Source organism: Pseudocolwellia sp. G5-9 (assembly GCF_055808995.1).
This window is the reverse complement of record NZ_CM147893.1, coordinates 676992-703294: the sequence shown is the minus strand read 5'-3', so window position 1 is coordinate 703294 and position 26303 is coordinate 676992. Positions and strand designations below refer to the sequence as shown.

Here is a 26303-nt window from a genome sequence, read left to right as displayed (position 1 = left end):
AGGAAAAAAGTAACCCAAAATAGTTTGGAATTGATTAGCTTTAACCTTACGTTACAATTTGGACATTTAAAGTACAAAGAAAATGCCGAAAGAGAGAAGCTAAAAGGGTTTATATTTTGACTACAACTAGGACAACTACTCATATACTTCCTTGTAATGCTAACGCCCAATTAATGGGCTTTTATTGCTGGCTAAAATTGCGAGGAATGAGCACAGCCAGCTGTAAAAGTCCCGTTGAATTGCTTGTTATATGCCTGATAAACCTAAACATAAATACACAAGCAACTAGTAAAAACCGATAGTAATAAACGCACTATAAATTAAGCTATCCACAAATACCAGAACGAAATAATAGCTTTGCCAACAAAAGTTTTTTAAATAGGCAAAGCTTATTAGTGACTATTGATAAACGACAATAGCGAAACCCGTAGCAACGTTTATAAAAGTAAGTTTGATAACAATATTTTTAGCTAAACAAACAATACTATTTGAGTGCATATAACGCCTCATTCAGAGGCTAAAAATTGATGGCCAAAATCAGCGAGGCACGAGCAACGGCCAACTGTTTTTAGTCCTTTGCAATGCCTTGTTATATTTTTGATTCCACAAATGCTTTTAGAGACGATAGCCTTTTATTAGCATTTTTACGAAACACATGACGTACTAACGACCCAATAAAAGTAGGATAACTAACGATATTATATTTAAATATTACTTTTGTTGTATTTTTATCAATTTCTTTAAATGACCAAGAACCAGCAAACCTTTTTATGTACCAAGGTCCGCTAACCATTCTAATAGAAGCAACTAATGGTGGCTTATATGAAACATATTCAACGATCATTGAACGTCCAGCTTTATCTACAACTTTCAGGTGTAGCCCTCGTTCAATCTTGTTACCATTTATAAACGAATAAGATTCAGGAAAGGGATCCCAGTCCATACGAATTGAATAATCCTGAGTGATTTTAAATAAAGCTTCTTTCGTCGCTCTGATTTCTTTAGTGCATTCGATCATAAAAAATATAACGCCAAGCTCACCTGCAGTTTTTGCGAAGAGCAATTGTGTAAAATGGAGCTACGCGACATACAAAATTGAGCGTAGCAAAAAATGTCAGGTGCAGCTTCTTGTTAGGTTGCTTTGCCATATTTTAAAACAACAATGCCACAAGGAAATACCTTTGATGAATCAAGCACAAGTTTTTGATTAGTATCTAGTCCATTAAATATCGCCATTCCCTTACCGATAGCAACAGGATTTATAAACAAATGGAATTCATCTATAAGACCACCATTAATCAAAGAGGATGCAAACTTTGCTCCACCGTATGCAATAATGTCTTTGCCTTCTTGTTTTTTTAGATTTGATATTTCTTCGCTAAGATCACCCTTAGCTAATACTGTATTTTCCCATTCAGACTGAACAAGTGTTTTTGAAAAAACGATCTTTTTGGTATTTGTATATTTAGCTCCAGCCTCAAATTCCGGGTTATCAGGATTTGCAGCTACCTCCGCCCAATGAGGAATAAAGCCTTGGGCTAGATTTCTACCGAGAACTATGCAGTCAACTGGTTCCGTAATTTCTTCTACATATTTCTTAAGTGCATCATCCCAATCCCACACCATCCAGTCCATCTCGCCTTTTGGGCCAGCAATAAAGCCGTCAACGGATATTTGAACTTGTAACTTTAACTTTCTCATATGTTTTTCTCATTCAATGAAATCGGTGAGTATGATTGCAACCTAACGCCGTTTTAAGCGGCAAATTACAGTTGGGCTAAAATAAGTGAGGCACGAACAAAAAGCCAACTGTAATTTGTCCGTCTTGAAAACCCTTGTTATGACTATTAGCTAGCTAACCTTAAAACTTGCATGCTTAGTTGATTACGCTCTGTAGTAAAAGTAATACCCTTGATAGCTTCCTGTGCCGTCGCTATGTCTTTATGCTTTATACTTTCTTTTGCAATATGGATTAGATACTGATTAAGTTCAGTTGTGAATGTAATCAGTAATGCAAATTTGACAGCTAAGTCATATCTATTTTTATTAATATATTTTTTGGCAAATTTTATAGCGGACTGGTTTCTTTCAGTCGTAAAGGTAATACTATCTACGACAGAAATGAGGCTCTCCGCTTCTTTATCTTCAGTTAATTTTATCTCTTCGGTTTTCTGTGTTTGTTTTATATCAGAGTTACTTAATTCAATATTAGCGATATTATCAAGTATTGCTGCAATTCCACCTTTTAGAATGGATGCTACTTTTTTCCTTTCTGGTGCTTTACTCTCCGATTCTGATTTAATCGAATACGTTAAGACTTTTCTACCCCTTAAATCAAAAGGTAAGCTTTCAACACTCCCAAATTCTTCATTCATCACTAATATGATGTTATTCCAAGTTAATTTGCTTATCGCATACCCTAATTCAATTAATACATTTGGATTAGGAGTGAAACGACTACCCGTACTCAAACTGTTAATTATTGATACGTCACAAATGAACACAGAACTATTGTCTATTTTTTCAAAAATGGAAGCTGAAATATCAGGAGAGCCTGTCAAACCGGCAGTGTCTCTATCTAAAAAAGGGATCAATGTATAAGAGTCATCTGAATTGATTTCAGCTAGTGCTTTTTCAATAGCGGTATTAATAAACCCTCTATTGGTATTGTTTGGCAAATCTGATTGCCATGAGTAAAAAACTCTTTTTTTCATTTATCACCCAAACTTGAATATCGTCATAACGCCTACTTAAGCGGAAAAATATAGTTGGCTATAATGTGAACGGAGTGAAACAGCCAACTGTATTTTTTCCGTTTGAAGTTCTTGTTACATACCGTCTTTATTGAGGTTTAAATTTACACCTGATAGTTTTGCATAATGAGTAACATCTGAAGAATGTTTATCCTGTATTAAAGTAAGTACCCAAGAATCAGTTCCATTATCTATTGCAATGAGATTTACCCCTATATTTTTAGAACATGTAAAAATAGAAGGTTCAGAAAAATCAGTTTCTAAAAAGTGTGAAATATTAAAGTCACTTTGAAGATAACGCTGTTTAATCATATTAAAATCATTACATTGGGAAAGCATATTTTCTGACATAATATTAATCAGTTCAAGTGTTTCCATAGGATCTTCTTTCCAGTCGACGACAACCGCTTTATTGTTTAACTTAAGAGCTTCAACAAGAACGAATGTAAAATCAAAGCTGTCCGCAAAAGAACCATCATATCCATGATCTTCGAGGTTATCTTGGTGTTTTTTCCTGTATTTTGATTTACTGCGGAGAAATAGTTCTACCTCATTTAACACATTCACATCGTTGTTAGATACATATTTGGCTAATAGATAATTAGGGTTATCTTCGAAGGGTAGGTCTACATCTTTCGTACAGCCCCCCAACAGAAAGCTAAAAAAAATTGTTATAATCGATTTCATAATACAGATTCCAAGGTGAGGTATGTAACGCCTCATTCAGAGGCTAAAAATTGATGGCTAAAATAAGCGAGGCACGAGCAATAGCCAGCTGTTTTTAGTCCTGCTGCAATGCCTTGTTATAGGTATTTGTACCAAGCGCCTGATTTAAATTCTTTTGGGATATTTTGCTCTGACGGCTCGTCAAAACCTAAATTTTCTAAAGTATTAAACCACAAGTCTCGCTTTGAATCAGGTAACTTTGAACCACACCACGAACAAAAATAAATGGCTTTAGAGCTACTGCCACCGTCATGAATAATAAGTCCATATTCGTCAAATTTTGCGTTATATGTAATTAAAGTATCAGGGCACTCAAATTCATTAGCATGATCAGTGCATTCAAACTTTAATGAATCATCCATATTCTGACAACAGTGCTGAACCATGTAGTACCTATAACGCCCAATTAATGGGCTTTTATTGCTGGCTATAATTTGCGAGGGACGAGCACAGCCAGCTGTAAAAGTCCCGTTGAATTGCTTGTTATATGCCTGATAAACTTTAACTTAACTACTGAAGTTCAAAGTAAAAGACGGTAGTAATAAACGCACTATAAATTGAGCTGCCCACAAATACTAGAACGAAATAATAGCTTTGCCACAAAAGTCTCTTTAACAAGGCAAAGCTTATTAGTGACTATTGAAAAACGATAATAGCGAAACCCGAAGCAACGTGTACAAAAGTATTTTTGATAACAACATTTTTAGCTAAACCAACCATACGATTTGAGTGCATATAACGCCACATTAAGCGGCAATTTTACAGTTTGTTAAAATTGAGCGAAGCGAACAACAAACTGTAAATTGTCCGTTTGAATGCCTTGTTAGAGTTCAATTGCTGGAATATATTTACAACATTTTCTCAAATGACTTATAGCAGAGCTTTCTTCCATTGACACATTTTTATTTGAGCCGAGTTCAATCCCTATAGGTGTGTAAACACTGCTCCCTAATTGAAGGTAAACAGACTTTCCTTTAGGAATGAAAATTTGTTTCTCTGAACTTCCCTGACCTGTCCAAGGACTCCAACTAATTTTTAAATTATATTGTCCTGGCTCCAACTGAACATAAGAAAAAGTATTATTAGGTAATGCGACTATTTGAACTCCGTCAATACTAACTCTCATATCTGAACCAGCAGGAGGAGTAAAAAGACGATTAAATATAAATGTACTTCTTTCGCTTGTTGATTGCGGGATATTTACCTGATCAAAATTTAAAGCATTTTTTGGAGCCGTTGCACAACCAGATAATACAAAGATTAATAAGACGAAAACACTTCTCATAGAGATATTCCTTGAACTCTAACGCCCAAATAACAGGCTTAAAATTGTTTGTTAAAATTTTGAGGAACGAAAAACAACAAACTGTTTTAAGTCCTGTTGATTTGCTTGTTAGTTTTACAGTGCAAATACGCTATTGATATCTTGTCCTTGTTTAAGCTTTTCCAAATTTTGATATAAGCTCGCTTTATCAATCTTATCCACTAAAACTCTTGAGGCTTGATAGCTGCCAATAGAAAAATCGAATTCATTATTTTTAACAAACTCAGCATCTTTGGGTGACAAACCAATATTCTCTAATAGATAAGGTTTTCTGAAATCAACTAGCAAGGCAACACCTTCGTTGAACCAAATAGGGACATTTAATAAATGGTTTAACCAACCAACTCTATAATGCACTTCTGCGTGTGTATACTCATGAGCAATAACATCAATATTTTGCCCTTCTGAACCTAGCACTATGCATTTCCCAAGTGGAGTGAGTAAAGCTTTACCATATTTATTTGAATCAAAATCAGATGCCTCACTGTCACTTGTTGTGATAACAACTTTAGGGTTAGAGATCATTTGACCAAAAGTAGTGTTAACTCTAGATTTACCCAGAGTAATATTAGAAAGCAAATTTTCTTTTTGGTTAAGGTCGAAAGAACCGCTTACAAAAATGTTAGGTGCTATTTCTGAATAATTGGAATACTCAATAAATTCACATGCCAATGCATGCCTTTGGGAAAATCCAATTAAAATAAAAAATCCCCCAATAAAAAATAGTAAGGATAATTTTAATTTTGACACCTAACCTCCTTGTAAAACTAACGCCCCGCTAAGGGGAAATTTATTGTTTGCTAAAATGTTGAGCGGAGCGAAAACAGCAAACTGTAAATTTTCCCTCTTGAGCGACTTGTTATGTTTACTAATTAACTAAACCATCAAATAACACCAACAAACCTGTAAGAATTATTGCAAAATAAAATAGTAATACAAGGATACCCATAAAGGAAAATAATAAGAATTTTTTAGAGTCTATGAATATAAATTTATTTTTTAACAATTCATATAAAAGATATGAAAATACACACAGCAATGAAAATACAATTATGTGATAAGCGTCAATTGGCTTTATAAATTCCATGTACATGAGAGCAATAGAAGCGACAAACACTAACGTCACAATAGTGTTAATTTGCAACTTAATCTTTTTCCACTTTAATAAAATATCTTTCATTAACCTTTCAAAATAAGTCAAACTACAAGGTAAACATAACGCCTAAATAACAGGCTAAAAATTGTGGGCTAAAATGGAGCGGAGCGAACAGCCCGCTGTTTTTAGTCCTTGTTCATTTTCTTGTTATGCGTACTTTTACACATTATAAAGAGCACTACAAACGGTATACTTGGAGTTAAGAAATAAGATATATCGACATAAAACCAAAAAAAGAACGATAAAACTAAAATAATGAAATATATGATTAAATATTTAGAGCGCCCACCAGCAGCAAATAAAATAACAGGTAGAACCAATAAATAAACTAGAAAAAGAAGGATCCTTAGAAAGAACTCACCGTTACCAGTATCACTACAAGCACAAGCATTACTTGGCCATGATGCAATCAAAACTAAATATATAATTATTGAGATAATTCCAATTCTCATTAACTGAAGCCAATCCTTTAGTACGCATAACGCCCAATTAATGGGCTTTTATTGCTGGCTAAATTTGCGAGGAACGAGCACAGCCAGCTGTAAAAGTCCCGTTAAATTGCTTGTTATATGCCTGATAAACCTGAACTAAAATACAAAAGCCAGAAGTAAAAGACGGTAGTCATAAACACACTATAAATTGAGCTACCCACAAATGCCAGAACGAAATAATAGCTTTGTTACATTACGTAGTAATAAAAACAACAAAGCTTATTAGTGACTATTGAAAAACGATAATAGCGAAACCCGAAGCAACGTGTACAAAAGTATTTTTGATAACAACATTTTTAGCTAAACCAACAATACAATTTGAGTGCATATAACGCCCAATTAATGGGCTTTTATTGCTGGCTATAATTTGCGAGGAACGAGCACAGCCAGCTGTAAAAGTCCCGTTGAATTGCTTGTTATATGCCTAATAAAACTGAACTTAAATACAAAAGTTAGAAGTAAAAGACGGTAGTAATAAATGCACTATAAATTGAGCTACCCACAATTGCCAGAACGAAATAATAGCTTTGTTACATTACGAAGTAATAAAAACAACAAAGCTTATTAGTGACTATTGGAAAACTCCAATAGCGAAACCCGTAGCAGCGTTTACAAAAGTAAGGTTGATAACAATATTTTTAGCTAAACCAACAATACTATTTGAGTGCATATAACGCCTCATTCAGAGGCTAAAAATTGCTGGCCAAAATAAGCGAGGCACGAGCAACGGCCAGCTGTTTTTAGTCCTTTGCAATGCCTTGTTAGGCATTTATTCGCCAATAATCGTAATATAGGTTGTATTGAACCTTGGTTCTAAGGTTACCATTCGTTTTTTTGTATTTACACTAAACTCAAGAATTATGGTCTCATCGACGTTTGTTTTTTTAGGTTTATATTTAGCCAAACTTTTTGCATAGAACAATACTATGTCATTTATATTTTTTTTGACTTCTAGTTCCATCACCGATGGAAGTCCGTTTTTCCCATTTACCTTATTCATTACAACAGAGTTCTTAACAATAGGTATGCTTAAAAACCCATTATCTATTTTTTCTTTTTTTAACTCTAATAAATGACATGAATTCATCATTTTCATCATGTCATTTAATCTCCTATTCATAAAACCCTTATCAGAAGAATACAAAATCTGATCGCTTTTAAATTTATTAATGCTAAACCCTTCTCCCTCTATTTTTTTACCAAAGTCAGTCATTTCCCTCTCGTAGACTTTAATATCACTCCCTTTTCCTTGTTTGTATAAACAAGCCGATTTAGCGGCTAACTTAACATAAATATCTTCGCTAAATTCAGCACTAAAACCCTGAGAGGAATTGGTTAAGATCATCAATCCTAGTGAAATTTTTTTGAACATTTGAACTCCATATTATAAATGCCTAACGCCTAAATAACAGGCTAAGTAATGGTTGGCTAAAATTGTGTAGCGAAGCGAAACGTAGCCAACTGTTACGTGTCCTTGTTGATTTTCTTGTTATGTTTTTTATAGCTCGATTGGTACGTCAACTGAAATACCACAACCTTCTCCATAGCTAAATATCAATACATTCTTATCATTGTTATTCGGTTTGACTACAAACCAAACTTTCGTTTTACTATCTTCTTCATATGTACTTAAAGGCGCAATAAAGCTTGGATCATTATCGTCACCTACAACAAGCCATACGGCTTTAAATATTTTTCCTTCAATATTATTCGGCAAAGATACCTGAACGTTAAATGAATTGTTATTTTTCTCTGTACTTACTTTAAACAATGAAACGTATTTTTCATTCCACAATGCAATTTGTTTATCTGAGGTCATACATGTTGATGCACTCGATATAAAGCTAATAAAATAAAGTGCAATAATGTAACGCAAACTCGACTCATCCTTAAAAACATAACGCCCAATTAATGGGCTTTTATTGCTGGCTATAATTGCGAGGAACGAGCACAGCCAGCTGTAAAAGTCCCGTTAAATTGCTTGTTATATGCCTGATAAACCTTAACTTAAACACAAAATCTAGAAGTAAAAGACGGTAGTAATAACTGCACTATAAATTGAGCTACCCACAAATACCAGTACGAAATAATAGCTTTGCCAACAAAAGTCTTTTAAATAGGCAAAGCTTATTAGTGACTATTGAAGAACTAAAATAGCGAAACTCGTAGCAGCGTTTACAAAAGTAAGATTGATAAAAATAATTTTAGCTAAAGCACCCAACTACATGAATTGCATATAACGCCTCATTCAGAGGCTAAAAATTGTTGGCCAAAATGGCGAGGCACGAGCAACGGCCAGCTGTTTTTAGTCCTTTGCAATGCCTTGTTAGCAGTAATTTACTCATAGGCTACTTCGTTGTATTTATAACTTACCAAATATATTGTCTAAAAAATACTGTTTATCTAGTGAGTTATTGTTTTTATTAGCCTCTTTAGAAAGGTTTACAAGTAAACCATCTAAGTCTGCTAGGTTTGAAATAATGGTAACTCTTTTAAAATTAGAACGTTTAGCCAATAACTCATTTTTAATACTGAGCAACTTTGTGGATAGGGATTTATTTGCAAGTTGATTATTAAGAATAAACCTAAATTCATCTGAGCTTAAAGAAAATTTAACCTCCTGACTATTAACACTCACCTAAAACCTGCCTTTACTGCTAACGCCTCATTCAGAGGCTAAAAATTGTTGGCCAAAATAGCGAGGCACGAGCAACGGCCAACTGTTTTTAGTCCTTTGCAATGCCTTGTTATATGCCTGATAAACCTGAACTAAAATACAAAAATCAGAAGTAAAAGACGGTAGCAATAAGCACACTATAAATTGAGCTACCCACAAATGCTAGAACGAAATAATAGCTTTGTTACATTACGTAGTAATAAAAACAACAAAGCTTATTAGTGACTAGTGAAAAACACAATAGCGAAACTCGTAGCAGCGTTTACAAAGGTAAAAGTTGATAACCAAATTGTTAGCTAAAGCACCCTACTTCATGAATTGCATATAACGCCCAATTAATGGGCTTTTATTGCTGGTTAAAATTTGCGAGGAACGAGCACAGCCAGCTGTAAAAGTCCCGTTGAATTGCTTGTTATATGCCTGATAAACTTTAACTTAATTACTGAAGTTCAAAGTAAAATCCGGTAGTAATAAATGCACTATAAATTGAGCTACCCACAAATGCCAGAACGAAATAATAGCTTTGCCAACAAAAGTTTTTTAAATAGGCAAAGCTTATTAGTGACTATTGAAGAACTAAAATAGCGAAACCCGCAGCAGCATTTACAAAAGTAAGGTTGATAACAACACATTTTTAGCTAAACAAACCATACTATTTGAGTGCATATAACGCCCAAATAACGGGCTTTTATTGCTGGCTAAAATTGCGAGGAACGAGCACAGCCAGCTGTAAAAGTCCCGTTGATTTGCTTGTTATGTAGCTGATATCACTGAGTATGATAAATTTCTACTAACCTACACGTTTGCCGATCTAATTTAACATGGGGAACTCCACCTGCATAATTAGGAGGAAGAGTACCTTTGATATGCCATAAACCCTCACGATCGTAAATTTTTATGGGGTTTTGATCCTCCATTGAGCGAGGGAATTTTTTATGCATTAAACTAGTACCTTTATCTAAAGCTGTTTTCTGATCACAAATATCTGACTCGATCAACGAACATGAAGATATTATAAACATAAGAGATATTAAGCCTAAAACTTTAAATTGCACTCGAACTCCTTGAGCTACATAACGCCCAATTAATGGGCTTTTATTGCTGGCTAAAATTGCGAGGGACGAGCACAGCCAGCTGTAAAAGTCCCGTTGAATTGCTTGTTATATGCCTGATAAACCTGAACATAAATACACAAGCAACTAGTAAAAACCGGTAGTCATAAACACACTATAAATTGAGCTACCCACAAATACCAGTACGAAATAATAGCTTTGCCAACAAAAGTTTTTTAAATAGGCAAAGCTTATTAGTGACTATTGAAAAACGATAATAGCGAAACCCGTAGCAACGTTTACAAAGGTAAAAGTTGATAACCAAATTGTTAGCTAAAGCACCCTACTTCATGAATTGCATATAACGCCCAATTAATGGGCTTTTATTGCTGGCTAAAATTGCGAGGGACGAGCACAGCCAGCTGTAAAAGTCCCGTTGAATTGCTTGTTATATGCCTGATAAACCTGAACATAAATACACAAGCAACTAGTAAAAACCGGTAGTCATAAACGCACTATAAATTGAGCTACCCACAAATGCCAGAACGAAATAATAGCTTTGCCAACAAAGTCTTTTAAATAGGCAAAGCTTATTAGTGGACATTGGAAAACTAAAATAGCGAAACCCGCAGCAGAGCATTAAAAAGTAAAAGTTAGCAACTAAATTATTAGCTAAACCACCTTACTACATGAATTGCATATAACGCCCTGTTAAGGGGCAAATTGTAGTTGGCTATAATGTGAGCGGAGCGAAACAGCCAACTGTAATTTGTCCCGCTTGAACAGCTTGTTAGCCTTACTATTTCACCAAGTTAAAAGATGTTTTTAAAGGAACTGAAACGCCTCTGATCAAATCTTTAATCTCAAAGTAAACTGTCCATTGCCCAAAAGGGTCTCCATTTTCGCCAATGTATTTAATAACTGTTTGAGTTAAAAATATAGACATTGGATCTACTTCTAATGTCCCTTGTGCACAAGGGACATTTAACTCATTAATTGAAAATGTTCCGTCAGGCTTTTCAACTTTAATATCACACAAAATATTAAAATTGCGTGCATTATCTAACTTTGGGTTAGCAAAGAAAGGAAGAATAGTGAGTTCTTGACCCAACTTTACGTCCTTGGCTTCGTTAAAGTAAGGCACATTTTCGCTTGGAGTCATCCATTTTTCTTCCCAATCTTTATCAGGCGTTACTAATAGCCAACCACCAAATCCTTTTACACTTTTTTGATTTTCAGTTTCGGGCGCTTGATCACCATTAGCTAATTTCCAATGAAAGTCGTCACTAGCAATTCCACTAAAAGAAATGAACAATAATATAAAAGGTAAAATTTTTCTCATGACTATCCTTGTAAGGCTAACGCCCAATTAATGGGCTTTATTGCTGGCTAACATTGCGAGGAACGAGCACAGCCAGCTGTAAAAGTCCCGTTGAATTGCTTGTTATATGCCTGATAAACCTGAACTAAAATACATAAGTCAGAAGTAAAAGACGGTAGTAATAGCCACACTATAAATTGAGCTACCCACAAATGCTAGAACGAAATAATAGCTTTGCCAACAAAAGTCTTTTAAATAGGCAAAGCTTATTAGTGACTATTGATAAACGACAATAGCGAAACCCGTAGCAACGTTTACAAAAGTACGTTTGATAACAATATTTTTAGCTAAACAAACAATACTATTTGAGTGCATATAACGCCCATATTAACGGGCAAAGTAAAGCTTGCCAAAATAGCGAGGAACGAGCACGGCAAGCTGTACGTGTCCCAGTTCAATTGCTTGTTAGATGGTAACTCAGATAAACACTAAGCGCTCCAGCCAACATAACCATAAGCGTAAAATCAAACACAAAATAAAATAAAAAAATCACCTTAACTTGTGCGACAAACCTTAATCTTAAGTAAAGTTGCTTCAAGTAAAAGACACTACTTACGCAACTTTACTTAAGATTAAGGATTAAAAAGAAGCTTAGCACGCGTCAAGGGATTTTAAATAGAATTTGTTGTTTGGATAAACTCAACGCTTATGCTGTAGAAAAGCGGCAATACTCCTTCTTTCCACAGATCCCTTAGCAAATGAATTCTTTTGTTACCATATAACGCCCAATTAATGGGCTTTTATCGCTGGCTATAATTGCGAGGGACGAGCACAGCCAGCTGTAAAAGTCCCGTTGAATTGCTTGTTATATGCCTGATAAACCTGAACTAAAATACAAAAATCAGAAGTAAAAGACGGTAGCAATAAGCACACTATAAATTGAGCTACCCACAAATGCTAGAACGAAATAATAGCTTTGTTACATTACGTAGTAATAAAAACAACAAAGCTTATTAGTGACTAGTGAAAAACACAATAGCGAAACTCGTAGCAGCGTTTACAAAGGTAAAAGTTGATAACCAAATTGTTAGCTAAAGCACCCTACTTCATGAATTGCATATAACGCCCAATTAACGGGCTTTTATTGCTGGCTAAAATTGCGAGGGACGAGCACAGCCAGCTGTAAAAGTCCCGTTGAATTGCTTGTTATATGCCTGATAAACTTTAACTTAATTACTGACGTTCAAAGTAAAAGACGGTAGTAATAAACGTACTATAAATTGAGCTACCTACAAATGCCAGTACGAAATAATAGCTTTGTTACATTACGAAGTAATAAAAACAACAAAGCTTATTAGTGACTAGTGAACAACTATAATAGCGAAACTCGTAGCAGCGTTTACAAAAGTAAGATTGATCACAACATTTTTAGCTAAACCAGCCATACTATTTGAGTGCATATAACGCCGTTTTAAGCGGCAAATTGCAGTTGGCTAAAATAAGTGAGGCACGAACAAAAAGCCAACTGTAATTTGTCCGCCTTGAAAACCCTTGTTATGTGGCTACTTATTTGAACCACTTTTCTAGGTCTTGCTTACTAGCAGATGGATGTGAATATATACCTTGTTCCAACGCTGCGATAAATGAATCAGCATCTTCTGCTGATAAACCTGTATCAGCGTAATTTAGCACTTTAATATTTTCTATAAGTGTAAAAGGCTGTGCTGTATACATTTGGTATAACTCCATTGGCTCTGACATACCTTTAGCCCACGCTTTTATATAATAGACGTCTTGCTTATTACCATTTGGAAGAGTAATTAAGCCATCTTGTACATAAGCCCAGCTATCAGATTTATCTGATAAAGAGTTTAAAAACTCTTGTCCAAGAACAACAGCTTCTTCTTGTGTGTCAGCTTCAAAAGTTTTAATTGACCGGTTTTCACCTTGTTGGTAAGTAACAACAGGGACTAATAACTCACCTTCTTGTAATTCACTACCAATCAAAACGCTATGCGCTAAAACTAGACCGACAATCTTTCCTACTGCACCAGAAATCAATTAATACCCCTTGCCACATAACGCCCAATTAATGGGCTTTTATTGCTGGCTAAAATTTGCGAGGGACGAGCACAGCCAGCTGTAAAAGTCCCGTTAAATTGCTTGTTATATGCCTGATAAATCAGAACTTAAATACAAAAGTTAGAAGTAAAAGGCGGTAGTAATAATCACACTATAAATTGAGCTACCCACAAATGCCAGAACAAAATAATAGCTTCGCCACAAAAGTCTCTTTAACAAGGCAAAGCTTATTAGTGGCTATTTGAAAACTATAAATAGCGAAACCCGTAACAACGTTTACAAAAGTAAAAGTTAATAACCGAATTATTAGCTAAAGCACCCTACTACATGAATTGCATATAACGCCCAATTAATGGGCTTTTATTGCTGGCTAAAATTTGCGAGGGACGAGCACAGCCAGCTGTAAAAGTCCCGTTGAATTGCTTGTTATATGCCTGACAAACCTAAACATAAATACACAAGCGACTAGTAAAAGATGGTAGTAATAAACGCACTATAAATTGAGCTACCCACAAATGCCAGTACGAAATAATAGCTTTGTTACATTACGTAGTAATAAAAACAACAAAGCTTATTAGTGACTATTGGAAAACCTTAATAGCGAAACCGAAGCAACGTGTACAAAAGTATTTTTGATAAAAACATTTTTAGCTAAACAAACCATACTATTTGAGTGCATATAACGCCCAATTAATGGGCTTTTATTGCTGGCTAAAATTTGCGAGGGACGAGCACAGCCAGCTGTAAAAGTCCCGTTGAATTGCTTGTTATATGCCTGATAAACCTGAACATAAATACTGAAGTTCAAAGTAAAAGACGGTAGTAATAAACGCACTATAAATTGAGCTACCCACAAAAGCTAGAACGAAATAATAGCTTTGCCAACAAAGTCTTTTAAATAGGCAAAGCTTATTAGTGACTATTGAATAACTAAAATAGCGAAACTCGTAGCAGCGTTTACAAAGGTAAAAGTTGATAACCAAATTATTAGCTAAAGCACCCTACTACATGAATTGCATATAACGCCCAATTAATGGGCTTTTATTGCTGGCTAAAATTGCGAGGAACGAGCACAGCCAGCTGTAAAAGTCCCGTTGAATTGCTTGTTATATGCCTGATAAATCTAAACTAAAATACAAAAGTCAGAAGTAAAAGACGGTAGTAATAAATCCACTATAAATTGAGCTACCCACAAATACCAGAACGAAATAATAGCTTTGCCAACAAAAGTCTTTTAAATAGGCAAAGCTTATTAGTGGCCATTGAAAAACTATAATAGCGAAACTCGTAGCAGCGTTTACAAAAGTACGTTTGATAACAATATTTTTAGCTAAACCAACAATACAATTTGAGTGCATATAACGCCTCGTTAAGAGGCAAATAATATGTTGGCTAAAATAAGCGACGCAGGAGCAAAAGCCAACTGTTATTTGTCCTGCTTTAACGACTTGTTAGAGTGTTCTATACACTCAGCTAATGGCGCACAAGTAAAAGCTATTTCTTTATTTTTGAATTCATTATCGAAATCTAAATAAATAACTTTAGCAGTACAAAAACTCATTGATTTAAGTAAATCTTTAAACTCTTCATCAGCCCTAGCTTCAGGAGACATATCCGCTATATGAAGAGAACTTTCATCCTTGGTTTTTGAAGGTACGATTATAGTTTTATTGGGCTCTATAACTGATTTCTTGAGCTCCATCCTTGTTGTGACTTCATAATCCTTTTGATTACATCTACCTGCCTCAGGGTAGGTAATTGTCAAATCCCAAATAACCGCAGAGCTTTTACCCCTGTTAGAAAGTGATAAATCTAGTTTATCGTTTTCAAAACTTAAGACTTGACCCACAATATCTGCATTTTTACTTTCAAATAATTTAACCGCTGTAGAAAAAGCAATTGTAGCTAAGGAAATAACAGACAAAATAACACCAATGTATATTCCGACTCTATTGGCATCCAACTTTTCTTTATGACCACAATGTTTACACACAGTAGCATCATCACGTATTTCTTCATGACACGCTTTACAAGTTGCCATAGTTCTCCATTAACACTCTAACGCCCAAATAACGGGCTAAGTAATGTTGGCTAAAATAGTGAGGGACGAACGGTAGCCAACTGTTACGTGTCCCAGTTTATTTGCTTGTTATGTGCTATTTAGCTAAGCACATTTTGATAACTTCTAAAGCTAGCGCACAAGCAGCAATAATTACGGCTGCTAAGGTAAGACGATTTAAACTTTTAGTTAACTTTGTAGATGAATCATTAGCGCTTGCTATTTCTTGTGTTAAAGCTTCAGTATTAATAGCTAACTTTTCAAGTGCTGATGCAGATCTATTTACAGATGAGAAAATAGTATTTTTACTCAGAGTTTCATAAAACGTTTTTTCAACTTCAGCTAAAGTTCTTTCTGAATTATCTGAATCTTTCAATGAAACCTCCATGGCACATAACGCCCAATTAATGGGCTTTTATTGCTGGCTAAAATGTTGAGGAACGAAACAGCCAGCTGTAAAAGTCCCGTTGAATTGCTTGTTATATGCCTGATAAAACTGAACTTAAATACAAAAGTTAGAAGTAAAAGACGGTAGTAATAAACGCACTATAAATTGAGCTACCCACAAATACCAGAACGAAATAATAGCTTTGTTACATTACGCAGTAATAAAAACAACAAAGCTTATTAGTGACTATTGAAAAACTACAATAGCGAAACCCGTAGCAGCGTTTACAAAAGTACTTTTGGTAAAAACAATTTTAACTAAAACACCCAACTACATGAATTGCATATAACGCCCAATTAATGGGCTTTTATTGCTGGCTATAATTTGCGAGGGACGAGCACAGCCAGCTGTAAAAGTCCCGTTGAATTGCTTGTTATATGCCTGATAAACTTTAACTTAATTACTGAAGTTCAAAGTAAAAGACGGTAGTTTTAAATGAACTATAAATTGAGCTACCCACAATTGCCAAAACGAAATAATAGCTTTGCCACAAAAGTCTCTTTAACAAGGCAAAGCTTATTAGTGACTATTGAAAAACGACAATAGCGAAACTCATAGCAACGTTTACAAAGGTAAAAGTTGATAACCAAATTGTTAGCTAAAGCACCCTACTTCATGAATTGCATATAACGCCCAATTAATGGGCTTTTATTGCTGGCTATAATTGCGAGGAACGAGCACAGCCAGCTGTAAAAGTCCCGTTCAATTGCTTGTTATATGTAAATTACATATACGTTTTAACCAATTCCATTAACTGAGTAACTAACATTATTGAACCTAATACGATAAAAACATTAGGCGAAGCAAAATTAGATTTAGCAGGAGGAGTACTTTTAAGCTTTTTCCCGTGAGCTATTAACCCTAAACCAACACAAATTAGAACAAGGCTGATAATTAAGTCAGCTAAAACATTTGGTGACACTATACTTCCTTTTACATATAACGCCCAATTAATGGGCTTTTATTGCTGGCTAAAATTGCGAGGGACGAGCACAGCCAGCTGTAAAAGTCCCGTTGAATTGCTTGTTATATGCCTGATAAACCTAAACATAAATACAAAAGTTAGAAGTAAAAGACGGTAGTAATAGCCACACTATAAATTGAGCTACCCACAAATGCTAGAACGAAATAATAGCTTTGTTACATTACGCAGTAATAAAAACAACAAAGCTTATTAGTGACTATTGGAAAACTACAATAGCGAAACCCGTAGCAGCGTTTACAAAAGTAAGGTTGATAACAATATTTTTAGCTAAACCAACCATACTATGTGAGTGCATATAACGCCCAATTAATGGGCTTTTATTGCTGGCTATAATTGCGAGGAACGAGCACAGCCAGCTGTAAAAGTCCCGTTGAATTGCTTGTTATATGCCTGATAAACCTAAACATAAATACAAAAATTCAAAGTAAAAGACGGTAGTCATAAACACACTATAAATTGAGCTACCCACAAATACTAGAACGAAATAATAGCTTTGCCAACAAAAGTCTTTTAAATAGGCAAAGCTTATTAGTGACTATTGAAAAACTACAATAGCGAAACCCGTAGCAGCACAAACAAAAGTAACTTTGATAAAACATTTTTAGCTAAACCAACCATACTATTTGAGTGCATATAACAGTTTATTAGTTTGCAAATTTCCCGCTTTCCACAAAACATTTACAAACAACTTTAAAAACCTAGATTATGTCACTTTAATCGAAATATCAACAATATAACTTTTTTAAGTACACTAGCAGCTGTGTGAAAGAAGGAAAAATTCCTGCTTTGTTGTAGAAAGCGAGAAATACACCGAGCTGTATATAAGCACAGTATTGATGTGGTTGTATAAACATTATTTTTTGTTTGTATAAAAAATAATGTTCTGATAAATGAATTACACAATAATGAAAATTTGTTTGATTATTTACAGTGCACGAAAGGTAAACTAGCTATTATTTCAATAAAATAAAGTTGCAGGTTATTTACGGGTCAAAATTAAAACTAAACTGATAATACCGATAAGTTAAATTTTTCAGCAGCATCTTCAATAGTTTTTTCGTTACCTAAATGAGCAAGCATAGGAACCTTTAATAAAGAAGAAAGTTCAGTTATGTTTTCTTCTAAATAATTCATCCCTTCAAATGCGTTAGCAACCCAACCAATACATTCAAGGCCGTCTGCTAAAATAGATTCATACGTTAATACCGCATGGTTTAAGCAACCTAGCTTCATATTAACTACTAAAATAACTTGTTGGTTAGATTGCTTAACAAAATCAGATAAAAACTGCCCATCACCTAAAGGTAATCGCCAACCACCCGCTCCTTCAGTAATCGTTATATCTGCTTTTAGTGAGGTTACATTTTTATAATGTTCTACTACATTATTGACTGTAATACCTGTGCCTGATTTTTGGGCCGCAATATGAGGAGCAATTGGCTCTTTAAAAGCAATAGGATTAATGGATGTGATTGATTGCCCACTATTAGCTACTTGCTGTAACAACAAAGCATCTTCATTTATCAATACACCCTCAATAATATCGCAACCGGCTGAAATAGGTTTATAAACAGCAACTGTTTTACCTATATTGGTTAACGCTTTAACTAAAGCGGTGGCAACAAATGTTTTACCCGCATCTGTGTCTGTAGCAGTAATAAAAAGATTAGACATTTAATTTAACCGCAATACCAGAAAATGCAGAGTAAGTGGCAGGATAAACACCGCTAGGTTCTTGAAAGTCTTGGTAGCGTTTAGTCATTTTTTTCCACTTATCTTTTCCTGCTAACCCTTTTTTATTTTTATTAGGAACATGATTAGCACCAAGACCTTTTAATTCACGGGCTAGGTGAAGTACGTTTTCGTATTCTAAAACAATATCTTTAACGTCGTTTTCTAATAATTTAAAAGGTGAATCCTCAAACGTTTGTATTAATGTTTCTTCTTTTTTAAAATCAATAACATGCTTGTCGTCGTCTACTTGTTTCCAAGATGATTTTAGTTCATGCAAAGTGCCATCAACCAAGGTGCTAAAAATAAATAAACCGCCAGGTTTTAGTACGCGTGTTATTTCAACTAACAGATCACTTAATGGGTTACACCATTGGATCATCAAATTAGAATAAATAACGTCGATACTATTATTATCAAAAGGAAGTTTGTAAGCATCAGCCTCAATCCATTGAATGTCATGAGTTGATCTAGCTTCGGCAAAATTGAGCATTTTTTTAGAGAGGTCTACACCAATAACTTGCTGATATTTACTGGCAAGTATATTGGTAAAAAAACCTGTTCCACACCCTAAATCAACGATATTCAAATCGGTTCGGTTAGGTAATTTAGACATTAGGTGTTTACCAGTATAACGCTGTAAACGCGCAGAAATATCGTAAGAATGTGTTGCTGAACTAAAAGAACGAGCAATGTTGACCCTAATATGGGTATTAACCATTAAGAATACGCCTTGTTTATACTATTTACTAAGTATTTGATATCATTTGCATTATGTGATGCAGTTATAGTAACACGTAACCTAGATGTGTTATTCGCAACGGTTGGAGGACGAATTGCGGTAACCCAAATTCCATTTTCTTTCAGTTTTTCACTCGTGTTTAATGTTTTACTTGCTGAACCTAAGACAATGGCATGTATAGAAGATTCAGTTTTTATTAATTCAATATCGTCGTTTAATGTTGCAGACAATAAATGGCTGAGTTCTGTTATTTTTTCTCTACGCCAATGTTCTTTTTGGATCAGTTTTATACTGGCTTTTGTTGCCCAAGCAATTGCGGGCGACATTGCTGTTGAATATATGTAATGTCTAGAAAAGTTAACTAAATATTCGTAAATATCGTCATTGCAAACAACAAAAGCACCGCTGGTTGCTATGGCTTTTCCAAAGGTTGCCATTACCATATCTAAAGGCGCTTGACTTAAACTCCCTTCACCTAAAAGCCCTTTTACACCTATGCTATGTGCGTCATCTATATAGGTTAACGCTTTGTGCTTGTTAGCGAGTTCGCTAATAGAACGTAAATTAGCTTGATCACCGTCCATACTAAAAACGCCTTCTGAAACAATAATATTATCTTTATCAGATGACGAGCTTAGCAATGTATCAAGTTGTAGCATATCGTTATGCAAAAAACGTTTAGTTCGGCCTTTCGAAGCTAAAGCACCATCAATTAACGATGCGTGGCTTAGCTTGTCTAACCAATAGTTGGTGTTTTTCTCACCTAAGGCATCTAAAACACCTTGATTCGCGGCAAAGCCACTTGAAAATAATAAACATTTTGGTTTGTTTAGCCATGTACATATATCGTTTTCAAGGGATTGATGCGCATAGTGATATCCAGTAATTAAGCTAGAAGCACTTGCACAGGTACCAAATTTGTCAGCACCCTCTTGCATCGCCTTGTTAATTTCAGCGTGATTGTTTAATCCTAAATAATCGTTAGATGAAAAGTTAAGATAAGTTTTGCCACCTATTTTAACTTCTCGTGCAGTCTGCGATTCAACACACTTTGTTGTTCGGTACAAAGCGTGTTCACGTTGTTGCGTTAATTTTTGCTGAATAAAATCGAAGGACAAAACAAATACAACTCAGTTAATTAGCAGCGTTATAAAATATGTCGCTGTTTTGTTGATTAACAACCGCAGTTTTCACTTTTAACACTTGCTCTTCTTCAGTAATGCTATCGATCGTTTCGGTGTTTATACCTAATTTTTTGAACAAGGCAACATCAGCATTGGTTTCTGGGTTATCTGCTGTTAATAGCTTACAACCGTAAAATATTGAGTTAGCACCAGCTAAGAAGCACATAGCTTGCATTTGTTCATTCATTTCTGAACGACCTGCAGATAAACGCACATGGCTTTTCGGCATAATAATACGCGCAACAGCTATACAACGAATAAAGTCGAAATGGTCTAAATCATCAACGTCTGCCAATGGTGTACCTTCAACTTTAACTAACATGTTAATTGGCACACTTTCAGGTTGTGGTGATAGGTTAGCTAATTGAATAAGTAATGAAATACGGTCTTTAGCATCTTCACCTAAACCCACAATTCCGCCACTACATACTTTCATACCGGCTTTACGCACATTGCCTAAAGTATCTAAGCGATCTTGATAAGTACGCGTTGTAATAATTTGGTTGTAGTGCTCAGGAGACGTATCTAAATTATGGTTGTAGTAATCTAATCCAGCGGTTTGAAGTTCGTCTGCTTGCTGTTCAGATAACATGCCTAACGTCATACAGGTTTCTAAACCCATCGCTTTAACGCCTTTAACCATTTCTACTACTAATGGCATGTCACGTTCTTTTGGATTTCTCCATGCAGCCCCCATACAAAAACGGGTTGACCCTTGTTGTTTAGCTTTGCCAGCGGCTTCAAGTACTTTTTCAACAGCCATTAATCTTTCTTTATCAATATCTGTTTTGTAGCGAGCACTTTGCGAACAATATTTACAATCTTCTGGGCAAGCGCCTGTTTTAATTGATAATAAAGTACTTACTTGTACTTCGTTTGCATTGAAGTTTTTACGGTGAACCGTTTGAGCTTCAAACATTAAGTCATTAAAAGGCATATCAAATAAAGCCTGTACTTCTTCTTTGGTCCAATCGTGACGAACCACTTGGTCAGACTCTTTTAACATATTCAACGAATTAAGCTGTACAGACATAAGCTACCTTTTTCTTGTTAATAATAAACAGTAATAATGAGGTGATATAGACGCGATAGAGCATATTGCATCTACATTTATTTACGCGTAGTCTACCATCAAAATTTACTTGTAAACATAGCAATGAGAATTAAGTTAACATATGTCTAATTTATATACAGATGATTTAGCGTTTGATCGCGAACATATTTGGCATCCTTATACGTCAATGACTAACCCACTCCCAAGCTTTATGGTTGATTCGGCTAATGGGGTACACATTAATTTAGCTTCAGGTGAGCAGTTGGTTGATGGTATGTCTTCGTGGTGGTCGGTTCTACATGGGTACAATCACCCTGTTCTTAATGAAGCTTTGATTGAACAAAGTAAAAACATGTCGCATGTTATGTTTGGCGGTTTAACCCATAAACCTGCGGTTGAGTTATGTAAAAAGCTTGTGCGTATTACCCCTGAAGGATTAAATAAAGTATTTTTGTCTGACAGTGGATCTGTTTCAGTAGAGGTTGCTATGAAAATGGCAATTCAATATTGGGGCTCAAAAGGTAAACCTACTAAAAATAAAATGCTTACGGTAAAAAATGGTTATCACGGAGATACCTTTGCCACTATGGCTGTATCTGATCCTACAACAGGTATGCATCATATATACAGCGAGGCATTAGCTAAACAATACTTTGCCCCTGCTCCAACCATTATGATTGATGAGCAATGGAACGAACAAGATATCGCTGAATTAACTGAGCTATTCAAAAAACATCATGATGATATTGCTGCCTTTATAATAGAACCTATAGTGCAAGGTACTGGTGGTATGCGCTTTTATCATCCTGAATACCTTAAAGCCTGTAGAAGGTTATGTGATCAATACAATGTACTTTTGATTGCTGACGAAATAGCAACAGGTTTAGGTCGAACAGGTAAACTGTTTGCTTGTGAGTGGGCAAATATTACCCCTGACATTATGTGCTTAGGTAAAACCCTAACGGGTGGTTATATCACGCTAGCAGCAACGCTTTGTACTAACGAAATTGCTGAAGGTATTAGCAATAGCGAGGCGGGTTGTTTTATGCACGGCCCTACTTTTATGGGAAATCCGCTGGCATGTGCAGTCGCTAATGCAAGTATTGGTTTATTAGAAAGTAGTGATTGGAAAGCAAGTATTACACGTATAGAAAGTTATCTTAAACAACATCTTATCCCTTTAAATACTAATAACCGTGTACAAGGTACGCGTGTGTTAGGAGGAATAGGCGTTGTAGAAACAAAGTATCCGGTAAATATGACGGTAATTCAAAAGCGCTTTGTTGAATTAGGTGTATGGATACGCCCTTTCGGTAAACTTATTTATATTATGCCGCCATTAATATCCACCCATGAAAACTTACAAACAATTATTGATGCTATAGCAACGGTACTAAATGAAAACGACTGTTTTTCATCATAATAAATAAGATTGAATTAAAAACCAATAACATAGCATTTGTTATTGGTTTAAATTTATTAATATGTATATAGCCCAAGCAATTGAAACCGCCATCAATAATAACAAATTGAAATTTTTACTGTCTGATTGTCTTCTTGATCTAAACTTGTGAACAATCAAACTTAAAAAACTCACCAAAGCGCTTAACCAAAGCACTTTGTATAAATAGCCTGTTAATTCAACCAGCCAATAGGTTCTTACTTCAATTTCATGATAGCGTAATAAACCGTAATCTTTTTCTGGGGCGGCATAATAAGACACACATAATGCGATAATAAATAGTGACCAGCTTAGCAGGGTTAAAATCCTGACAATAAACACCCATTTGTCTGGTGATTTTCTTCTGTTTTCTTGCTTGTTTTCCATATTTACTCGTATTTAGCTCATCTCAACCTATATATATTGAATTTTATATCAGGTATTAACAATTTTTACTTGTTAATCATATTCTGCACGGTAACATATCACACCTTAACTTTAGAGCAATTTTGACAGACAAAGAGGTCGATTAATGTCACTCATATCAATTACTGATGTTTTAGCAGGAAAATCACCTGTTAATGAAACAGTTTCAGTACATGGTTGGATCCGCACACGCCGCGATTCAAAAGCAGGTATTTCATTTTTAGCCATTCATGACGGTTCATGCTTTGATGCTATTCAAGCTATTGTTTCTAGTGACATAGAAAATTATCAATCTGATGTTTTAAAATTAACTACAGGTTGTGCCGTTAAAGTAACGGGTATTTTAGTTGAATCTCCTGGCCAAGGCCAAGCATTTGAAATTCAAGCTACAGCTATTGAAGTATACGGATTTGTTGAAGACCCTGATACTTACCCTATGGCAGCAAAACGTCATAGTATAGAATTTTTACGTGAACAAGCACATTTACGTGCGCGTACTAACATTGGTGGTGCAGTAACTCGTGTTCGTAATACATTAGCACAAGCAGTGCATCGCTTTTTACACAGTAAAGGTTACTTCTGGATAAGCACACCACTTATTACCGGTAGTGACTGTGAAGGCGCTGGTGAAATGTTCCGTGTAAGTACATTAGACATGGAAAACTTACCACGTAACGACAAAGGTGAAGTTGACTACAAACAAGACTTTTTCGGTAAAGAAACATTTTTAACAGTTTCAGGCCAATTAAACGTTGAAACCTACGCATGTGCTTTATCTAAAGTGTATACGTTTGGTCCTACGTTCCGTGCTGAAAACTCAAACACAACTCGCCATTTAGCTGAGTTTTGGATGATTGAACCAGAAATCGCTTTTGCTGATTTATCAGACGCGGCTGACTTAGCAGAAGAAATGCTACGTTATGTATTTAAAGCGGTATTAGAAGAACGTGCAGACGATATGGCATTCTTCCAACAACGTGTAGATAAAACCGTTATCGATCGTTTAAATTCAGTAGTGAACAGCGAATTTGTTCGTATGGATTACACTGACGCGATTAAGATCTTACAAGAATGTGGTAAGAAGTTTGAGAACCAAGTTACTTGGGGTGTTGATCTAAACTCTGAGCACGAACGTTACTTAGCAGAAGAACATGTTGGTGGTCCAGTTGTTTTACAAAACTACCCTAAAGATATTAAATCTTTTTACATGCGTTTGAACGACGATGGTAAAACCGTTGCCGCAATGGATATTTTAGCACCAGGCATTGGTGAAATTATTGGTGGTAGTCAACGTGAAGAACGTTTAGACGTTTTAGATGCAAGACTTGCAGAAATGAACTTAGACGTTGCTGATTACGGTTGGTACCGCGATTTACGTCGTTACGGAACTGTACCTCATTCTGGTTTCGGTTTAGGTTTTGAACGTTTAGTGGTTTATGCCACAGGTATGCAAAACGTACGTGACGTTATTCCATTCCCAAGAACACCGAATAACGCAGCATTTTAATTGATAACTAACGGTTATTTTATTATCTAATCGATAGGTTATATAAAAACAAAAACGCCTTAATTGGCGTTTTTTTATGTCTAAATTTTATACGTTAGCATTTTAAAAAATTATATTTTTAGCTGTATCTTGTTTTTTTACAAAAACGACATATTATGTCTTTAGTTATTTTGTTTTGGAGTTTAAAAATGCAACGCATTGTATTATTTTTACTAACTAACCTAGCAATTATGTTAGTGCTTAGCGTTACGCTAAGTATATTAATGTCTGTTTTTGGTATTGATCGACAAGGTTTAGGCGGCTTATTAATGCTAGCCTTTGTTTTTGGTTTTGGTGGTGCATTTATATCTTTATTGATGTCTAAGTGGATGGCTAAGCGCTCGGTTGGTGCTTATGTTATTGAACAACCGCAAAATAATACTGAAAAATGGTTATTAGAAACCGTTAAAAAATATTCAGATCGAGCCGGTATTGGTATGCCAGAAGTGGCGCTTTATCAATCACCTGATATGAATGCTTTTGCAACGGGGGCAAATAAAAATAACGCCTTAGTGGCTGTAAGTACAGGCTTATTAGAAAACATGAGCCAAGCCGAAGCTGAAGCGGTGATCGGTCATGAAATTAGCCATGTAGCTAATGGTGATATGGTTACGTTGACGTTAGTGCAAGGTGTAATGAACACTTTTGTTATATTTTTAGCGCGTTTAATCGCCGGTATTATCGATAATGCAACGCGCAGTAATAACAACCAAGGTGGTGGTTTAGGCGGAATTGCTTATTTTGCCGTTGTCTTTATTTTAGAAATGGTTTTAGGCGTTCTAGCTAGTATTGTTGTTGCTTGGTTTTCAAGAAAACGTGAATTTAGAGCGGATATCGGTGGTGCTCAACTTGCAGGTACATCTGCAATGATTGGTGCATTAGAAAAACTAAAACAGAGTCAAGAAAGTCAGCTTGAAGGTTCAATGATGGCCTTTGGTATAAATAACAAATCTAAATTTATTAGTTTATTTGCCAGCCATCCACCGCTTGATGATCGTATTAAAGCGCTACGCAATAGAACATAAGTTATTAGGGCTTGTTGATCGCGTCGCAAGGCGTGTAGCATAGTTACTCTATGTAAATTCCTTGCAACAATGAGCAAAGC

25 protein-coding genes are annotated in these 26303 nt (G+C 35.3%); 3 read left to right on the top strand and 22 right to left on the bottom strand.

From position 1 onward, the window contains the following. Nucleotides 1-589: 589 nt before the first annotated feature. The 21 genes from AC0L5Q_RS03005 to bioB form a co-directional block, all read right to left on the bottom strand. Nucleotides 590-1018: a type II toxin-antitoxin system RatA family toxin gene (locus AC0L5Q_RS03005; RefSeq protein WP_473614236.1), complete on the bottom strand. Its 429-nt coding sequence runs from the start codon at nucleotides 1016-1018 to the stop codon at nucleotides 590-592. 113 nt (nucleotides 1019-1131) lie between these two features. Next, nucleotides 1132-1701 (bottom strand): dihydrofolate reductase family protein, encoded by a 570-nt coding sequence (locus AC0L5Q_RS03000; protein ID WP_473614235.1) that lies wholly within the window; start codon nucleotides 1699-1701, stop codon nucleotides 1132-1134. Nucleotides 1702-1847: 146 nt separating this feature from the next. Continuing rightward, complete coding sequence (locus tag AC0L5Q_RS02995) at nucleotides 1848-2714, bottom strand: hypothetical protein (protein ID WP_473614234.1); 867 nt, start codon at nucleotides 2712-2714, stop codon at nucleotides 1848-1850. Between the two features lie 114 nt (nucleotides 2715-2828). Next, a complete protein-coding gene (locus AC0L5Q_RS02990; protein ID WP_473614233.1) occupies nucleotides 2829-3440 on the bottom strand; it encodes a DUF6630 family protein in 612 nt (203 codons plus the stop codon). A 116-nt stretch (nucleotides 3441-3556) separates the two neighbouring features. Continuing rightward, on the bottom strand, nucleotides 3557-3865 hold the full coding sequence (locus AC0L5Q_RS02985) for a DUF6980 family protein (protein WP_473614148.1): 309 nt from the start codon (nucleotides 3863-3865) through the stop codon (nucleotides 3557-3559). A 437-nt stretch (nucleotides 3866-4302) separates the two neighbouring features. Beyond that, nucleotides 4303-4764, bottom strand: coding sequence for a hypothetical protein (locus tag AC0L5Q_RS02980; protein WP_473614232.1), 462 nt, complete (start codon nucleotides 4762-4764; stop codon nucleotides 4303-4305). Nucleotides 4765-4878: 114 nt separating this feature from the next. Continuing rightward, nucleotides 4879-5553, bottom strand: coding sequence for a hypothetical protein (locus AC0L5Q_RS02975; RefSeq protein ID WP_473614231.1), 675 nt, complete (start codon nucleotides 5551-5553; stop codon nucleotides 4879-4881). A gap of 1666 nt (nucleotides 5554-7219) precedes the next feature. Further along, nucleotides 7220-7822: a hypothetical protein gene (locus AC0L5Q_RS02970; protein WP_473614230.1), complete on the bottom strand. Its 603-nt coding sequence runs from the start codon at nucleotides 7820-7822 to the stop codon at nucleotides 7220-7222. Nucleotides 7823-7948: 126 nt separating this feature from the next. After that, the gene (locus AC0L5Q_RS02965) at nucleotides 7949-8326 is read right to left on the bottom strand and encodes a hypothetical protein (RefSeq protein ID WP_473614229.1); all 378 of its coding nucleotides are present in this window, start codon (nucleotides 8324-8326) and stop codon (nucleotides 7949-7951) included. A 486-nt stretch (nucleotides 8327-8812) separates the two neighbouring features. Then, nucleotides 8813-9088: a hypothetical protein gene (locus AC0L5Q_RS02960; protein WP_473614228.1), complete on the bottom strand. Its 276-nt coding sequence runs from the start codon at nucleotides 9086-9088 to the stop codon at nucleotides 8813-8815. 806 nt (nucleotides 9089-9894) lie between these two features. Beyond that, nucleotides 9895-10182, bottom strand: coding sequence for an NTF2 fold immunity protein (locus AC0L5Q_RS02955; RefSeq protein WP_473614227.1), 288 nt, complete (start codon nucleotides 10180-10182; stop codon nucleotides 9895-9897). A gap of 796 nt (nucleotides 10183-10978) precedes the next feature. Then, the gene (locus AC0L5Q_RS02950; protein ID WP_473614114.1) at nucleotides 10979-11521 is read right to left on the bottom strand and encodes a hypothetical protein; all 543 of its coding nucleotides are present in this window, start codon (nucleotides 11519-11521) and stop codon (nucleotides 10979-10981) included. A 1545-nt stretch (nucleotides 11522-13066) separates the two neighbouring features. Then, nucleotides 13067-13561, bottom strand: a complete 495-nt coding sequence (locus AC0L5Q_RS02945; protein ID WP_473614226.1) for a hypothetical protein — start codon at nucleotides 13559-13561, stop codon at nucleotides 13067-13069. 1163 nt (nucleotides 13562-14724) lie between these two features. Further along, nucleotides 14725-14940 carry a hypothetical protein gene (locus tag AC0L5Q_RS02940; RefSeq protein WP_473614225.1) on the bottom strand — a complete coding sequence of 72 codons (216 nt, stop codon included), beginning with the start codon at nucleotides 14938-14940 and terminating at the stop codon, nucleotides 14725-14727. A 68-nt stretch (nucleotides 14941-15008) separates the two neighbouring features. Continuing rightward, complete coding sequence (locus AC0L5Q_RS02935; RefSeq protein ID WP_473614224.1) at nucleotides 15009-15623, bottom strand: hypothetical protein; 615 nt, start codon at nucleotides 15621-15623, stop codon at nucleotides 15009-15011. A gap of 115 nt (nucleotides 15624-15738) precedes the next feature. Beyond that, complete coding sequence (locus AC0L5Q_RS02930; protein ID WP_473614223.1) at nucleotides 15739-16017, bottom strand: hypothetical protein; 279 nt, start codon at nucleotides 16015-16017, stop codon at nucleotides 15739-15741. Between the two features lie 796 nt (nucleotides 16018-16813). After that, the gene (locus AC0L5Q_RS02925; RefSeq protein ID WP_473614222.1) at nucleotides 16814-17011 is read right to left on the bottom strand and encodes a hypothetical protein; all 198 of its coding nucleotides are present in this window, start codon (nucleotides 17009-17011) and stop codon (nucleotides 16814-16816) included. 1065 nt (nucleotides 17012-18076) lie between these two features. Then, nucleotides 18077-18748 (bottom strand): dethiobiotin synthase, encoded by a 672-nt coding sequence (gene bioD, locus AC0L5Q_RS02920; protein ID WP_473614221.1) that lies wholly within the window; start codon nucleotides 18746-18748, stop codon nucleotides 18077-18079. Next, complete coding sequence (gene bioC, locus AC0L5Q_RS02915; RefSeq protein ID WP_473614220.1) at nucleotides 18741-19526, bottom strand: malonyl-ACP O-methyltransferase BioC; 786 nt, start codon at nucleotides 19524-19526, stop codon at nucleotides 18741-18743. The genes bioD and bioC overlap by 8 nt, the downstream gene beginning before the upstream one ends. Further along, nucleotides 19526-20665, bottom strand: coding sequence for an aminotransferase class I/II-fold pyridoxal phosphate-dependent enzyme (locus AC0L5Q_RS02910; protein WP_473614219.1), 1140 nt, complete (start codon nucleotides 20663-20665; stop codon nucleotides 19526-19528). Before AC0L5Q_RS02910 ends, bioC begins: the two co-directional genes overlap by 1 nt. A gap of 16 nt (nucleotides 20666-20681) precedes the next feature. Beyond that, a complete protein-coding gene (gene bioB, locus AC0L5Q_RS02905; protein ID WP_473614218.1) occupies nucleotides 20682-21764 on the bottom strand; it encodes a biotin synthase BioB in 1083 nt (360 codons plus the stop codon). 142 nt (nucleotides 21765-21906) lie between these two features. On the opposite strand from bioB, the gene bioA reads away from it, so the two are divergent. Then, a complete protein-coding gene (gene bioA, locus AC0L5Q_RS02900) occupies nucleotides 21907-23208 on the top strand; it encodes an adenosylmethionine--8-amino-7-oxononanoate transaminase (protein WP_473614217.1) in 1302 nt (433 codons plus the stop codon). Nucleotides 23209-23247: 39 nt separating this feature from the next. Here the strand turns inward: bioA and AC0L5Q_RS02895 are convergent, their stop codons facing one another. Continuing rightward, nucleotides 23248-23613, bottom strand: coding sequence for a hypothetical protein (locus tag AC0L5Q_RS02895; RefSeq protein ID WP_473614216.1), 366 nt, complete (start codon nucleotides 23611-23613; stop codon nucleotides 23248-23250). Between the two features lie 145 nt (nucleotides 23614-23758). Between AC0L5Q_RS02895 and asnS the strand changes: the two genes are divergently transcribed. Both asnS and htpX read left to right on the top strand, forming a co-directional pair. Beyond that, the gene (asnS, locus tag AC0L5Q_RS02890; RefSeq protein WP_473614215.1) at nucleotides 23759-25159 is read left to right on the top strand and encodes an asparagine--tRNA ligase; all 1401 of its coding nucleotides are present in this window, start codon (nucleotides 23759-23761) and stop codon (nucleotides 25157-25159) included. Between the two features lie 188 nt (nucleotides 25160-25347). After that, nucleotides 25348-26223, top strand: coding sequence for a protease HtpX (gene htpX, locus AC0L5Q_RS02885; protein WP_473614214.1), 876 nt, complete (start codon nucleotides 25348-25350; stop codon nucleotides 26221-26223). Nucleotides 26224-26303 lie beyond the last annotated feature (80 nt).

What these genes read in the sequence shown, in the direction of transcription:
- bioC (WP_473614220.1), bottom strand. Translation starts at nt 19,526, where the DNA reads ATGGTTAATACCCATATTAGGGTCAACATTGCTCGTTCTTTTAGTTCA.
- bioD (WP_473614221.1), bottom strand. Translation starts at nt 18,748, where the DNA reads ATGTCTAATCTTTTTATTACTGCTACAGACACAGATGCGGGTAAAACA.
- htpX (WP_473614214.1), top strand. Translation starts at nt 25,348, where the DNA reads ATGCAACGCATTGTATTATTTTTACTAACTAACCTAGCAATTATGTTA.
- AC0L5Q_RS02940 (WP_473614225.1), bottom strand. Translation starts at nt 14,940, where the DNA reads ATGCACTCAAATTGTATTGTTGGTTTAGCTAAAAATATTGTTATCAAA.
- AC0L5Q_RS02970 (WP_473614230.1), bottom strand. Translation starts at nt 7,822, where the DNA reads ATGTTCAAAAAAATTTCACTAGGATTGATGATCTTAACCAATTCCTCT.
- asnS (WP_473614215.1), top strand. Translation starts at nt 23,759, where the DNA reads ATGTCACTCATATCAATTACTGATGTTTTAGCAGGAAAATCACCTGTT.
- AC0L5Q_RS03000 (WP_473614235.1), bottom strand. Translation starts at nt 1,701, where the DNA reads ATGAGAAAGTTAAAGTTACAAGTTCAAATATCCGTTGACGGCTTTATT.
- AC0L5Q_RS02950 (WP_473614114.1), bottom strand. Translation starts at nt 11,521, where the DNA reads ATGAGAAAAATTTTACCTTTTATATTATTGTTCATTTCTTTTAGTGGA.
- AC0L5Q_RS02935 (WP_473614224.1), bottom strand. Translation starts at nt 15,623, where the DNA reads ATGGCAACTTGTAAAGCGTGTCATGAAGAAATACGTGATGATGCTACT.
- bioA (WP_473614217.1), top strand. Translation starts at nt 21,907, where the DNA reads ATGTCTAATTTATATACAGATGATTTAGCGTTTGATCGCGAACATATT.
- AC0L5Q_RS02990 (WP_473614233.1), bottom strand. Translation starts at nt 3,440, where the DNA reads ATGAAATCGATTATAACAATTTTTTTTAGCTTTCTGTTGGGGGGCTGT.
- AC0L5Q_RS02980 (WP_473614232.1), bottom strand. Translation starts at nt 4,764, where the DNA reads ATGAGAAGTGTTTTCGTCTTATTAATCTTTGTATTATCTGGTTGTGCA.
- bioB (WP_473614218.1), bottom strand. Translation starts at nt 21,764, where the DNA reads ATGTCTGTACAGCTTAATTCGTTGAATATGTTAAAAGAGTCTGACCAA.
- AC0L5Q_RS02995 (WP_473614234.1), bottom strand. Translation starts at nt 2,714, where the DNA reads ATGAAAAAAAGAGTTTTTTACTCATGGCAATCAGATTTGCCAAACAAT.
- AC0L5Q_RS02985 (WP_473614148.1), bottom strand. Translation starts at nt 3,865, where the DNA reads ATGGTTCAGCACTGTTGTCAGAATATGGATGATTCATTAAAGTTTGAA.
- AC0L5Q_RS02895 (WP_473614216.1), bottom strand. Translation starts at nt 23,613, where the DNA reads ATGGAAAACAAGCAAGAAAACAGAAGAAAATCACCAGACAAATGGGTG.
- AC0L5Q_RS03005 (WP_473614236.1), bottom strand. Translation starts at nt 1,018, where the DNA reads ATGATCGAATGCACTAAAGAAATCAGAGCGACGAAAGAAGCTTTATTT.